The organism is Amycolatopsis sp. NBC_01286, assembly GCF_035982555.1.
Taxonomy (GTDB): Bacteria; Actinomycetota; Actinomycetes; order Mycobacteriales; family Pseudonocardiaceae; genus Amycolatopsis.
Genome location: NZ_CP108428.1, coordinates 10,390,118 through 10,403,313, shown reverse-complemented (window position 1 = coordinate 10,403,313; position 13,196 = coordinate 10,390,118). Strand labels below are relative to the sequence as shown.

Genomic DNA, 13,196 nt, shown 5'->3' with positions numbered 1-13,196 from the left:
GATGACGGAGCGAGTGCCCGTGCTGTGCTTCCCGCCCGCGGGGGCGGGGCCGAGCTTCTTCCAGGCGTGGCCGGACGCCTCGCCCGCGCTCCGGTTCGCCGCGGTCGAGCTGCCCGGCAAGGAGCGGCGCTTCGCCGAGGAGCCGGCGACCACGATGACCGAGCTGGTCGACGCGATCGCCGACGACGTGCTGCGCGAGGTGGGCGCGGCCGGCCGCGTCGGCGTCTTCGGCCACTCCTTCGGTGCCCTGGTGGCCTACGAGGTCGCCCGGCTCGTCGCGCGCGAGCGGCCTGCGGTGGACCTGACGCTGTTCGCCAGCGGCGCGCCGCGGCCGGGCGTGCCGCGGTCCTCGCCGATCGGCGGGCTGCCTGACGACGAGTTCGTCCTCGCCGTCGCCGAGCTGGCCGGGTACAAGCACCCCGCGCTGGACGACCCGGACCTGCGGGAACTGCTCCTGCCGGCGCTGCGCGGCGACGTCGCGGTTGACGAGTCCTACCGGCCCGCGGAACAGGCCCCGGCCGCGTTCCCGGTCGTCTCGGTCCGCGGCGACGTCGACGAATTGGTGTCCGCGGCGGCCGCCGCCCGCTGGAGCGAGGTGACGGCCGCGGGCTGCACGACGCGGGAGTTCCCCGGCGGCCACATGTACCTGATCGAGCACTGGGCACCGCTGGTCACGCTGCTGGAACGGACGTTGGTCGGCGAACAGGCCCGGTCGTGACCGGCCGGCTCGCGGGGCGGATCGCGCTCGTCACGGGCGCGGCGCGGGGGATCGGCCGGGCGTGCGCGACGGCGCTGGCCGCCGAGGGCGCGGACCTGGTGCTGCTCGACGTCGCCGCGCCGATCGAGGGCCTCGGCTACCCGGCCGGCACGGCCAGTCAGCTCGACCACACCGCCGCGTTGTGCGCGGAGCACGGGGCGGCGACGCTCGTCGTCGCCGCCGACGTCCGCGACCTCGGCGCGCTGGAAGCCGTGGCGCGCAAGACCGTCGACCGCTTCGGCCGCATCGACGTCCTGGTCAACAACGCCGGCATCGCCGCGCCCTCGGGCAAGGCGGTGCACGAGATGACCGAGGCCGAATGGTCCCTGATGGTCGACGTCGACCTCAGCGGGCCGTGGCGGGCCATCAAAGCCGTGGCGCCGGCGATGATCGCGCAGCGGTCCGGGAGCATCGTCAACATCGCGTCGACCGCGGGGCTGGTCGGGTACCGCAACTTCGCCGGTTACGTCTCGGCCAAGCACGGCGTGCTCGGGCTGACCCGGGCCGCCGCGCTCGACCTGGCCCCGCACAAGGTCCGCGTCAACGCCGTGTGCCCCGGCTCGGTCCGCGACGACCCGGCCCTGGAAGGCCGGATGCTGTCGGAGATCGCCCGCGCGCTCGGGCTGGACGTCGCCGAGCACGAGACGACGTTCGTGCGTGACCAGCCGACCAACGAGCTCGTCGAGGCCGGTGACGTCGCCGCGGCCGTGCTGTGGCTCGCCACCGGCGAGTCCCGGCACGCCACCGGCGGCGTCGTCACCGTCGACGGCGGCTTCACGAGCCGCTGAAGGAGGAGCTGTGTCGAACATCCTCGCGTCCGCCGGTCTGTACCGGCTGCCGGCCGGGCTCGGCGACGAAGCCGTCCGCGTCCAAGCCACCGAAGCGGGCGCGAGCGTGTGGTTCCAGCGCGTCCCTCTGGCCTCGGCCGACGCGGACCCGTGGCGCGAGCGGGAGCTGCGCCGCGGGATCGCCGGCAGGCCCCGATTCGTGGTGCTGTCCTATGTGGATGGTGTGCGCGAGCTGGTCGTGACCACGCCCGCTGTCGAACCGCAGCTCGCGAGTGCGCTGCCGGACGTCGCGGCCGTCCGGGATCCGCTGACGCACCTGGCCGGGTCGTCGAAGCCGTCCACTGTGGACTTGGGCCCGGCTGATGCCGACGACGTGATCGCCGCGCTCGGCCTCGTGTTCAGCCGCTACGCGCGTGCCGCGACGCTGGCCATCGGCGTGCCCGGCGGCGCCACGCTCATCACCGTCGACGAGGACCAGCCGGTGGCGGTGTTCCGCAAGCACGCGGCCACCGCGCCGGCCGGGTCCACGCGTGCCGTACCCACCGTCGGCGTCCTGGCCGAGGAAACGCCGGTGCCGCACCGGATCCGTTCGGTGCCGGGCACGCCGTACCCGCTGACCGTCGAGGTCACCGGCGGGCGCGCGACGGCCTGGTTCGCCGCGGACGCCGTCGCGCCGTGGGCCGCCGCGCAGCTCGGGCGGCAGCTCACCGCCGTGCTCGCGGAGCTGCGTAGTGGAGACCAAGACCGGCCGCTCGCCGACATCGCCTTCGAAGCCGTCGCCACGCCGCCGCCGGTGACCACGGCGAGCCCGCGCACGATCACGGACGTCTTCGCCGAGCAGGTCGCGCGCCGCGGTGACGCGCCCGCCGTGTCCGGCGAGGACGGCCGGTTCGGCTACGCGGAACTGGCCGCGCGGGCCGGGCGGTTCGCCGCCGGGCTGCGGGACCGCGGGATCCGGCCCGGCGACCGCGTCGGGATCGTGCACGAGCGCGGCGCCGACCTGGTCGCGCTGCTGCTCGGCGTGCTCCGGGCGGGCGCGGTGTACGTCCCGCTCGACCCGGCCTACCCCGACGGCCGGCTGGCCTACATCGCCGACGACGCCGGGCTCGCGCTGGTCGTCACCGACGACGCCGCGGTGGCCCGCTTGCCCGGCCGGCCCGCGGTGACCGCGGCGGACCTGCCCGCCGACGGCGAAGTGCCGGCCGACTTGGCCGGACCCGACGACCCGGCCTACGTCATCTACACCTCCGGCTCGACCGGGCGGCCCAAGGGCGTCGTCGTCCCGCACCGCAACGTCGTGGACCTGGTCACGGGCACCGCGCCCGGGTTCGGGCTGGGCGCCACCGACGTCTGGACGTGGTTCCACTCCGTGGCGTTCGACTTCTCCGTCTGGGAGATCTGGGGCTGCCTGCTCACCGGCGGCCGGCTGGTCGTCGTGCCCGAGTGGACGCGGCGCTCGCCGGACGAGTTCGCCGCGCTGCTGCGGGACGAGCGCGTCACCGTCCTCAACCAGACGCCGTCGAGCTTCGCGCAGGTGACCGAGACGCAGCTGCGGCACTTCGACGACCTCCCGCTGCGGCTGGTCGTCTTCGGCGGCGAGCCCCTCGACGCCTTCGCGCTGCTGCCGTGGTTCGACCGGTACCCGGAGACGCGCTGCCGGCTGGTGAACATGTTCGGCATCACCGAAACCACGGTGCACGTCACCGCGCAGACCGTCACCCGCGCGGCCGCGCTGGCCGGGTCGCGCTCGGTCGGTCACGCCATCCCCGGCTGGGCGATCGAGGTCGTCGACGCGCGCCACCGGCCGCTGCCCCCGGGCGTGCCGGGTGAGATCGCCGTCGGCGGCGCCGGCCTGGCCCACGGCTACCTGGGCCGGGAAGACCTGACGGCCGAACGGTTCGTCACCGGCAGCGGACGTCGGCGTTACCTCAGCGGCGACCTCGGCCGCCTGCTGCCGGACGGGCGTCTGGAGCACCTCGGCCGCCTCGACAGCCAGGTCAAGCTGCGCGGCTACCGGATCGAGCTGGACGAGATCCGCAGGGTCCTGCTGGCCGAGACCGGCGTCGTCGCGGCCGCGGTCGTGCTCGCCGCCCCGGGCACGGCCGAGGCCCGTCTCGACGCCTACGTCGTCCTCACCGACGGCACCCCGGCGGGCCTGCGGACCCGGGCGGCGGCTCTGCTGCCCGAGTACATGGTCCCTTCGACGTTCACCGCCGTGCCCGCGCTTCCCTTGACGGTCAACGGAAAGCTCGACGAAGCGGCGCTGCCCGCCCCCGTCCTGGGCGGCACCCCGGCCGCGGCGCCGGCCGAAGACGGAGACGGAGACGTCGTGCTGCGTGCGTGGCGGGCGGTGCTCGGGGCCGCGATCGGCCCCGACGACCACTTCTTCGACTCCGGCGGCAACTCCCTGCTCGCCGCGAAGACCCTGGCCGCGCTGCGGGACGCCGGTCTGAAGGTCGGCATCCGTGACCTCTACGGCCACCCCACGCCGCGCCGTCTCGCCGCCCACCTCGCCGAGAAGTCCGAAGAGCCCGAAGAGCCCGAAGAGAAGGAAGCCCAGCCGTGACCACACCGCACCCGCAGCCCGACCTCACCGACCTGGTCCGCCGGACCTGGGTCCGCGTGCTGGGCCACGACCGGTTCACCGACGACGACTTCTACTTCTCGGTCGGCGGCAACTCGCTGGGCGCGACGCGGGTCATGGCGGCGCTCGGCCGCGAGGTCGGCACCCGGCTGCCCGTCCGGATGCTCTTCGACCACCAGACCGTGTCGACGCTGGTCGCCGCGCTGGCCGCCCGGCTGGAGGCGAACGCGGCATGAAGGGGCTGAGCCGGATCGCCGCGTTGCCGCGGGCCGCGCGCTGGCTGATCGCCACCAACGGGATCAGCGCGCTCGGCGCGGGCATGGTGATGCCGTTCCTCTGGATCTACCTCACCGAGGTCCGGCACCTGCCCACCTGGGTGCCCGCCGCGACGCTCGCCATCCAGGCGTTCGCCGCGGTGTTCGGCGGCCTGGCCTACGGCGCGCTGCTCGACCGGCTGCCCTACAACGTCGTCGTGCCGCTGGCCAACGTCAACGCCGGCGTCGGCACGCTCCTGTTCGCCTTCGCCGGGCAGGCCTGGGTCGCCGTCGCCGCCGCGGTGGTGTTCGGCTTCGGCATCAGCGGCGTCGGCACCGCCGTGCGCGCGGCGTACGGCGCGACCACGAGCACCGACCAGCGCGAAACCGCGTACTCGGCGGACTACGGCGTGCTGAACGTCGCGATGGGGATCGGCGTGATCCTCGGCGGGGTGTTCGCCGCGCTGGCGTTCCTCAGCCCGGTCGGCCGGTACTTCCTGATGTACTCCATCGACGCGGCGACGTTCTTCGTGATGGCCGTCGCGACCGTGAAGGTGCTGCCGAACCGGGCGCACCAGGCCGAGCGGAAGCTGGCCGGCGCCGTCCGCGGCACCTACCGGGCCGTCCTGCGCTCGCCGAGCCTGCTGGCGCTGCTGGCCGTGCTGCTGCTGTCCGCGCTGGTGTCCTTCGGCCAGTTCCGCGCCGGCCTCCCGGGTTACCTGACCCAGACCGGCGCCATCACCGCGAGCGGGCTGTCGTTCGCCTTCGCCGTCAACATCATCCTCTGCGCGGTCGTGCAGTTCGCCGTGATGCCGCACCTCGAACGGTTCTCCCGGACGCTGCTGGTCGGCGCCAGCGGCGTGATGTTCGCGGCCTGCTGGGTGTTCGTGCTGCTGGCCGGGCGCCACGACGGCACGACGGCGCTGGTGCTGGCCACGGTCGCGGTGATCCTGCTGTCCATCGGCGAGTCCCTGGTCGTCCCGCTGCTGACGACGTTGCTGAACAACGCGGTCAGCGAAGACCTGCGCGGCCGGGCGAACGCCCTGTTCTCGATCACGCTGTCCACCAGCGCCGTGATCGGCCCCGCGCTGGCCGGCGCGCTGCTGTCGTTCGGGACCGGGGCCGTGTTCGTCGTCGTGATGATCGTGCTCAGCGCCGTCGCGACGCTGCTGGTGCTGACCTTGCGCCGGACGCTGCCCGCGCAGCAGGCGGCACCCGCGCCCGAGACCGTCGACGAAATGGAGAGCGCCGCATGAGCCGGACACAGGGATCCGACGCGATCGCGATCGTCGGGGTGGGCTGCCGCTACGCCGGGGCCGCGAGCGCCACGCAGTTCTGGAACAACCTGCGCGCCGGGCGCGACCGCTTCACCCGCGGCGCGCCCGTGCCGCCGGGGGACGGCCCGCGCGACATCGCCGCGTGGGGCTTCATCCCCGACCGCGACCTCTACGACGCAGGCCTGGTCGGCTACACGAGCGAGACCGCCGAGCGCGACCCGCAGCACGGCATGCTCTACGAGGCGATGTGGGCCGCGGCCGAGGACGCCGGTGTGCGGCTCTCGGACATCGGCGACACGACCGCCGTCTACGCCGGGGTGGCGCGCACCAAGCACGTCGAGCGGGGCAGTTTCGAGTCCACTGTGGACCGTGACGCCACGTTCGCGGGCCCGCACTTCTCCTACTTCCACGACCTGCGCGCCGAAAGCATCATGGTGGACGCCTCGTGCGCGACCGGGCTCGTCGTGGTGCACCTGGCCTGCCAGAGCCTGCGCCTCGGCGCCAGCGACTACGCCTTCGCGGGCGGCGTCGCCGTGATGGACACCGACGGCACCTACGGGTACACCCCGAACGGCATCTACTCGAGCGAAGGCGTCTGCCGGCCGTTCGACCGCGCCTCCACCGGCACCGTCCCCGGCGACGGCGTCGGCGCGGTGCTGCTGCGCCGGCTCGAGGACGCGCTGGCCGACGGCGACCCGATCCACGCCGTGATCCGCTCGACCGCCGTCGACAACGACGGCAAGCAGAAGGCCGGCTTCACGATCCCCGGCGTCGAAGGCAAGATTCGCGTGGTCGACCAGGCCTTGGCGGGCGCGGGGGTGACCGGCGCGGACCTCGGGTACGTCGAGGCGCACGGCGTCGGCATCCCGGTCAACGACCAGATCGAGGCCACCGCGCTGACCGAGGCGCTCGGGTCCGCCGGGCAGCCCCTGGCCGTCGGGTCGGTCAAGGCCAGCATCGGGCACACCGACACCGCCGCCGGGCTGGCCGCGCTGATCAAGACGGCGTTCGCCGTGGAGCACGGGTTCCTGCCCGCCACCCCGAACACCACCGAGGCGATCGAGGAGCTGACCGCGGGCGGCGACCGGTTCTCGATCCTGCCCGAGGGCCGGGACTGGGCGACCGCCGGGCCGCGCCGCGCCGGGGTCATGTCGGCCGGGATCGGGGGCACCAACGCGTTCGCGGTCGTCGAGCAGGTCCCGTGCTGACGTCGGACCGCCGCCGGGCCGGGACGCTCTGCGTGACCGGGGCCGCCTGGCACACCTCGCTCGGCGCCGGCCTGGACGAGGTGTGGACCGGCCTGCTCGCCGGGCGGTCCGGCCTGCGGGTGGTGCCCGGCGCGAACGTGCTGCGCAGCTTCGTCGCCGGCCTGCTGCCGGGCGGGCCGGCGCCGGGGAGCCCGCGCGAGCGGCACGTCGAGCTCGCCACGGCCACGGCCGAAGCCGCGTTGCGCGACGCCGGGCTGCGCGCCGAGGCCGCCGACCCGGTCCTGGTCCTCGGCACCAGCCTGGGGCCGCACATCGACGACGCGGACCCCGGGTCGCTGCACGACTGGGTCGCCGAGGCCGGCAAGCGGCTGGGGCTGAGCCGGCCGCCGGTGTCGCTGTCCACGGCGTGCTCGTCGGGCTCCGACGCAATCGCCGTCGCGGGCGAGCTGCTGGAGGCCGGCTACGCCGACGTCGTCGTCGCCGGGGGCGTCGACCTGCTGACCAAGGGCAAGCGGCTCGGGCATTCGCTGCTCGGCACGCTGTCCCCCTCGACGCACCGCGCGTTCGACGCCGACCGGTCCGGGATGCTGCCCGGGGACGGCGCGGGCTGCGTCGTCCTCGAACGGCTGGAGTCCGCGCGGCGCCGCGGCGCCCGCCCGCTCGGGTTCCTGCGCGGCTGGGGCTCCACCAACGACGCGGCCGGCATGACCGCGCCGAAACCCGACGGCGAGGCCGCCGCGCGAGCCGTCCGCCGGTCCGTCGAAGCCGCCGGGCTGAGCCTGGCCGACGTCGCCGTGGTCAACGCCCACGGCACCGCGACGGTCCTGAACGACGAGGCCGAGGCCACCTGCCTGTCCGGGCTGTTCGGCGACCTGCCGCGGCCACCGGTGGTGTTCGCGACGAAGGGCGCGCTGGGGCACTCGCTGGGCGCGACCGGCGTCGTCGAGGCCATCACGCTGCTGCTGGCCCTGCGCGACCGGACTGTGCCGCCCGTCCTCGGCCTGACCCGGCCGATGCCGGAGCTGCGGCTGCCGGTCGCCCGGGACGTCCCGCACGCTGTCGAGGGCGACTTCGGGATCAGCCTGACCCTCGGGTTCGGCGGGTTCAACACCTGCGTGCTGTTCGAACGGGGGGACGACGCCGATGCCTGAGCCGATCGCCACCGGGACCCGCGCCCCGGACGCGCCCCGGCCACCGGGGGCGCGGGTCCGCTACGCCGACCCGGCCGCCTGGCTGGTGTGCGACCTCGTGGGCCAGGTCCTGCGGGACTGGCCCGGCGAGCACGAGCCCGTCGGCGTCCTCGGCGTCAGCGAGTACGCCACCGGCGACACGCTGCGCCGCGTCGCCGCCGAAGTCGTCAAGCAAGTGGTCTCGCCGCTGCGGTTCGTCGCGGCCAGCCCCGGCACCCTCATCGGCCTGAGCTGCCTGCAGTTCGGGCTGCACGGGCCGAGCCTGCTGCTCACGATGCCGCCGGTCGACGGCGTGCCCGTCGCGCGGGTGCTCGCCGGCCGGTGGCTGACCGGCGCGGCGCCCGCGGTGCTGCTCGTGACGCACGAGGTCGACCGGTCGGGCACCCACCGCGGCACCTGCGAACTCCTGGAGGCGGCGTGAACACCGGCGTCACGGCGCGCGAGGTCGAAGACCTGCTCGCCCGCACGACCTGGCCGGGCGCCACCGGCGCCTGCGCCGGGGTGGGCGAGCTCGCGGACCGGTTCACCGCGGCCGGGTTCGCCCCCGGCTCCGTCGTGCTGGTCGCGCTGCCCAACGGCACCCGGCTGATCCGGGTGTTCTTCGCGCTGGTCCTCGCGGGCCTGGTGCCGACGCTGCTCGCGGCGTCGACCCCGGCGTCCCGGCTGCGCGCGACCGCCCGGCGGCTCGGCGCCACGGCGCTGGTCCGCCCAGGCACCGAGACCGACCAGGTGACCGTCACCCGCCTGGACGCCGGGCCGGTCCGCACCCACCGGCCGGGACAGGCGATCCTGCTGACCTCCGGCACGTCCGGGATGGCCACCGGCTGCCTGCACGACATCACGGCGCTGCGGCGCAACGCCGCGCGCCACGCCCGCAGCATCGGGCTCGGACCGGCCGACCGGATGCTGGTCACGCTGCCGATGCACTACTCCTACGCGCTCGTCGCGCAGGTGCTGGCCGGGCTCGTCACGGGCGCGTCGCTGGTCGTCACCGGCCCGCCGTTCACCCCGGCCGGCTACCGCGACGTCGTGGCGGCCCACGACGTCACCGTGTCCGCGCTGACCCCGCTGCTCGTCGCCGACCTGCAGGCCGACGGCGGCCGGCTGCCCCGCGGCCTGCGCGCGCTCGGCGTCGGCGGCCACGCGCTCGACCCGGCCCGCACCGGCCGGCTCCTGGCCGCGAACCCGGACCTGGAGCTGTACCTGACCTACGGGCTCACCGAGGCCGGGCCGCGGGTGTCGACGCTGGCCGCGCACCGCGAGCCGCCGGCCCGGTACGCCTCGGCCGGGACGCCGATCGACGGCGTCCGGCTGGGCCTGCGCGACGCGGGCCGCGGCCCGGCCGAGCAGGAGGTGCTGGTCACGGCCGACACGGTGTACCGGGCCAAGGTCGGCGTCGAAGGCGGGGTGTCGCGCGGCAAGCTCGTCGCGGCGGACACCATCGCCACCGGCGACGTCGGCCGCCTCGACGACGACGGCTACCTGTGGCTGACCGGGCGGATCTCCGACTTCGCGATCGTGCGCGGCGACAAGGTCTCGCTGTCCTCGGTCCGCAAGGCGGCGGAGTCGCTGGACGGCGTCCTGCGTGCGATCGTCACGCCGCCCGCGGACGAGCACGCCGGCGCGCTGGCTCTCGCGCTCTACGTCGACGAGACCCGCGCACTGTCCGAAAAGGACGTACGGCGGACGCTGTACCCGTTGCTGACGCCCAACGAGCGCCCCGGCGAGCTGACCGTGCACCCGGTCACGGCCGGCAGCCTGCACAAGTAGGGGAGGGACCCGTGGAACTGCTCTGCGTGCCGGGCGCCGGCGGCTCGGCCCGGGCCTTCCGCCCGTGGGTCGAGGCGCTCGCCCCGGACGTCACGGTCCGCCCGCTCAACCTGCGCGGCCGCGACACCCCGGTGTCGACCCTCGTCGAGACGGCCGCCCGGCTCGCCGAGCGCATCCCGCGTGACGGCCGTTACGCGCTGGCCGGGCACAGCATGGGCGGCCTGATCGCCTACGAGATGGCCCGTCTGGCCTGTGCCACGGAAGCCTGGCCGCGTCCCGAGTTCGTCGTCGTCGCCGGCGCCCGGCCGCCGCACCTGAGTTCGGCAAGCGAGTTCGCCCGGCTCGTCGCGATCGCGGACGACGACGAGTTCCTCGACGCGCTCGCCGCCGCCGGGTTCGTCGAGCCCGGCGCGCGGGACTCGCCGATGCGCGGGCTGTTCGTGCCGACCCTGCGCGCGGACCTGCGCCTGGTGGCGGAGTACCGGCCGGAGCCGGGCGAGCCGCTGCCGGTCGACCTGCTGGCCTGGCACGGCGCCGACGACCTGTCCGCCCCGGCGGCCGCGGTGGGCGGCTGGGCCCGCTACACCGCTGCGCGGTTCCGCACGGCCGCCTTCCCCGGCGGCCACCACTTCCCGTTCCAGCGGCCGGCCGAGGTGGCCGCGCTGCTGCGGGCGCATGTGAGCGTCCACTGAGGACGATTGACCGAAGGAGAAACCCATGTCGGCCACGATCGACCACACCGCCGGCCTGTTCGCAGGCTGGACCCCGCCGCGTGACCTGCCGTTCCACTGGCACATCTACGACGTCGGCAGCGCGTTGCCCGCCGGCTGGATCGACGAGCTGCTCGACGTCGCGCGCCGGCAGGCGGCCCGCCGCAGCTTCCGCCCGACGATGACGACCGCGCGCGAGACCGCCGACGCCGTCATCCCGCTGGAGTCCGTCGACGGCGCGGTGCTCGCCGAGCAGGCGCCGTGGGTGAACGAGCTGTACACGGGCTGGTTCCGGCAGCTGGGGGAGCGCCTCGCCGACGAGCCCCTCGAACTGACGAGCACGGCCAACCGCGCGCTGAGCCTCAACGTGCAGCGCGGCATCACCATGCGCTACCCGTGCCACGTGGACAGCAACCCGGTGGAAGGCCTGCTGTACCTGACCGACTGCACCGAGGAGACCGGCGGCGGCCTGGTCGTCTCCCGCAACCGCCACGCCCGCGACGTGTCCGAAGTGGACGCGGACGCGGCCGTCATCTACCCGCGCCGCGGCCAGCTGTTCTTCTTCGACGCGCGCTTCCACCCGCACTACGTCCAGCCGCTGCGGACCGACGACACCCTGCGCGCGGTGGTCACGATGAACTACTACACCCGCTCGATCCCCGAAGCCGTCCGCCCGGAGGGCTTGGACGAGCAGCTGTTCGGCGCCGGCACCCGATGACCCTGCTGGTGCTCTCCGGGGCCGACGTCCGCGCGTCGTTCCCGCCGAAGGAGGGCCTCGCGCCGATGCGCGAGGCCCTCAAGGCCCTCTCCCGCGGCGACGCGCACCAGCCACTGCGGCCGGTAGTAGCCCCGGAGGGCGCGGCGGGCCTCCTGGCGATGATGCCGGCGTACACCGGCACGGACGGCTACGGCGTCAAGATCGTCTGCCTGTTCGAGGGCAACACAGCCCGCGGCCTGGACGCCCACCAGGGCGCGATGGTGCTGTTCAGCGGCGAGACAGGAGAGGCTCTCGCCCTGCTGAACGCCTCGGTCCTGACGGAACTGCGCACCCCGGCGACAACGGCGGTGGCCACGGAGACCCTGGCCCGCTCGGACGCGACAGACGTGACGATCTTCGGCATCGGCGTCCAGGGAGCGGCCCACATCCGCACCCTGGCGGCAGTGCGTCCCCTGCGCCGGGTCCAGGTGGTGACCCGCTCGGACGCGCGAGCCGTATGCGCTGCCCTGTCGGCGGAACTGGACCTACCGGTGGTCGTCGCCTCCTCCCCGGAAGACGCCGTCCGCACGGCGGACGTCGTGATCACGGCGACGAACGCGGTCTCACCGTTATTACGGCACTCGTGGTTGAGCCCAGGCACCCACGTGAACGCGATCGGCTCCTGCGTCCCCCACACGCGCGAACTGGACACCGCGACGATGGCGTCGTCCCGGGTCTTCGTGGATTCCCTGGAGTCGGCAACGCACGAAGCGGGCGACTACGTATTCGCGGCCCGCGAGGGAGCAACGGTGGATCTGACACCCCTGGGCGACGTCCTGCTGGACCGGGCACCGGGCCGCGAGTCGGAGGAGCAGATCACGGTGTTCGAGTCGGTGGGCCTGGCCATCCAAGACCTCGCGGCGGCGAGGTTCGTGTACGCCCGCGCGAAGGAGACGGGAGCAGGCACCCGCGTCGAGTACTGACCGTCCGGCGCAGCGCCACGGCCGCGAAAAGGCCGCGCACTACGGCGTGCGCATGAGCCACACTCGGACGATGCACGACGAAGACCCCTTGGCGGAACCACTGCGGAAGTCGGCCTCGGGAGCCGACCGCGCAATGACCCTTGCCCTGGTGGCAGCGGCCCACGCCGACGGCGATCCCCATCCGCAGCTGGTCGGCATCGCCACGTCGGCGCTCGCGGCCGGCGCCGTCCGCGAGGCCGTCCTCCGCGCCTGCGGCGCGGCGCGCCTGGAGATCCGGACCACGGCGGGCCGCGCGCGGGACTACGACGACCCGGCTGAAGACCACGTGCTGGACCTGATGGACCGGCTCACCGGATGGTGTCACCCCGACCACCGGATCTGACCGGTGGCCGAAGGGCCGGCGGGTGGTGTTGCGCGAACCGGGCGGGTCCCCGGGTACCGTGCCCGGCGTGGCCCAGGTGTTCATCCAGCCGTCCTACGGCACCCCGGAAGCCCGCCGGTACGGGGCGGAAACCCTGGAGCGGTCCGTCTCCATCGGCGAGTACGCCGAGCTGCTGGACCCGGCCGACCTCGCCCGCCTGAACGCACTGCACCCAGGCGGGCACGCCCGGTTCTGGGGCGCGAAGGACAAGTACGACCGCCGGATGGACACCGTCACCACCGGCGACGTCGTGCTGTTCACCGGCGGCAAGCACGTGCGCGCCACCGCCGAGGTGGGGCACGGTTTCCGGAACCCCGCCTTCGCGCGGCGGCTCTGGCGCCCCGGCCCCGGCAAGTGCTTGTGGAGCAACGTCTACAGCCTGCGCCGCTACCGGTCCGTCGAGCTGCCGTACGAGGCGATCTGGGCACTGCCCGGCTTCACGCCCGGCGACAACTTCATGGGCCTGCGCTTCCTCGACGAACCGAAGTCGGCCGCGGTGATCGGCCTGCTCGGCTCGTAGGGCCGGGGCGGGAAGCCCGGGCGGCCACCCCACCCGA

The 13,196-nt window shown here is 74.5% G+C and carries 14 protein-coding genes; all 14 read left to right on the top strand.

The annotated features are described in order from the left end of the window. Position 1: 1 nt before the first annotated feature. Complete coding sequence (locus OG570_RS46895; RefSeq protein ID WP_326954977.1) at positions 2-718, top strand: thioesterase II family protein; 717 nt, start codon at positions 2-4, stop codon at positions 716-718. Further along, a complete protein-coding gene (locus tag OG570_RS46890; RefSeq protein WP_326954976.1) occupies positions 715-1,545 on the top strand; it encodes an SDR family oxidoreductase in 831 nt (276 codons plus the stop codon). Before OG570_RS46895 ends, OG570_RS46890 begins: the two co-directional genes overlap by 4 nt. Before the next feature lie 10 nt (positions 1,546-1,555). Then, positions 1,556-4,111: a non-ribosomal peptide synthetase gene (locus OG570_RS46885; protein ID WP_326954975.1), complete on the top strand. Its 2,556-nt coding sequence runs from the start codon at positions 1,556-1,558 to the stop codon at positions 4,109-4,111. Beyond that, on the top strand, positions 4,108-4,365 hold the full coding sequence (locus OG570_RS46880) for an acyl carrier protein (RefSeq protein WP_247063063.1): 258 nt from the start codon (positions 4,108-4,110) through the stop codon (positions 4,363-4,365). The genes OG570_RS46885 and OG570_RS46880 overlap by 4 nt, the downstream gene beginning before the upstream one ends. After that, a complete protein-coding gene (locus OG570_RS46875) occupies positions 4,362-5,639 on the top strand; it encodes an MFS transporter (RefSeq protein WP_326947479.1) in 1,278 nt (425 codons plus the stop codon). Before OG570_RS46880 ends, OG570_RS46875 begins: the two co-directional genes overlap by 4 nt. Then, the gene (locus OG570_RS46870) at positions 5,636-6,868 is read left to right on the top strand and encodes a beta-ketoacyl [acyl carrier protein] synthase domain-containing protein (RefSeq protein WP_326947480.1); all 1,233 of its coding nucleotides are present in this window, start codon (positions 5,636-5,638) and stop codon (positions 6,866-6,868) included. Before OG570_RS46875 ends, OG570_RS46870 begins: the two co-directional genes overlap by 4 nt. Further along, positions 6,862-8,019: a beta-ketoacyl-[acyl-carrier-protein] synthase family protein gene (locus tag OG570_RS46865; protein ID WP_326954974.1), complete on the top strand. Its 1,158-nt coding sequence runs from the start codon at positions 6,862-6,864 to the stop codon at positions 8,017-8,019. Before OG570_RS46870 ends, OG570_RS46865 begins: the two co-directional genes overlap by 7 nt. Then, entirely contained in the window at positions 8,012-8,479 is a 468-nt protein-coding gene (locus OG570_RS46860; RefSeq protein ID WP_247063069.1) for a hypothetical protein, read from the top strand. Before OG570_RS46865 ends, OG570_RS46860 begins: the two co-directional genes overlap by 8 nt. Next, on the top strand, positions 8,476-9,828 hold the full coding sequence (locus OG570_RS46855; RefSeq protein WP_326954973.1) for a class I adenylate-forming enzyme family protein: 1,353 nt from the start codon (positions 8,476-8,478) through the stop codon (positions 9,826-9,828). The genes OG570_RS46860 and OG570_RS46855 overlap by 4 nt, the downstream gene beginning before the upstream one ends. Positions 9,829-9,839: 11 nt before the next feature. Beyond that, positions 9,840-10,520, top strand: a complete 681-nt coding sequence (locus OG570_RS46850; protein WP_326954972.1) for a thioesterase II family protein — start codon at positions 9,840-9,842, stop codon at positions 10,518-10,520. Positions 10,521-10,545: 25 nt separating this feature from the next. Then, complete coding sequence (locus OG570_RS46845) at positions 10,546-11,256, top strand: 2OG-Fe(II) oxygenase family protein (RefSeq protein ID WP_326954971.1); 711 nt, start codon at positions 10,546-10,548, stop codon at positions 11,254-11,256. Then, positions 11,253-12,218: an ornithine cyclodeaminase family protein gene (locus OG570_RS46840; protein ID WP_326954970.1), complete on the top strand. Its 966-nt coding sequence runs from the start codon at positions 11,253-11,255 to the stop codon at positions 12,216-12,218. The genes OG570_RS46845 and OG570_RS46840 overlap by 4 nt, the downstream gene beginning before the upstream one ends. Positions 12,219-12,366: 148 nt before the next feature. Next, a complete protein-coding gene (locus OG570_RS46835) occupies positions 12,367-12,600 on the top strand; it encodes a hypothetical protein (RefSeq protein WP_326954969.1) in 234 nt (77 codons plus the stop codon). A gap of 67 nt (positions 12,601-12,667) precedes the next feature. Beyond that, the gene (locus OG570_RS46830) at positions 12,668-13,159 is read left to right on the top strand and encodes a hypothetical protein (protein WP_326954968.1); all 492 of its coding nucleotides are present in this window, start codon (positions 12,668-12,670) and stop codon (positions 13,157-13,159) included. The last annotated feature ends 37 nt before the right edge of the window (positions 13,160-13,196 follow it).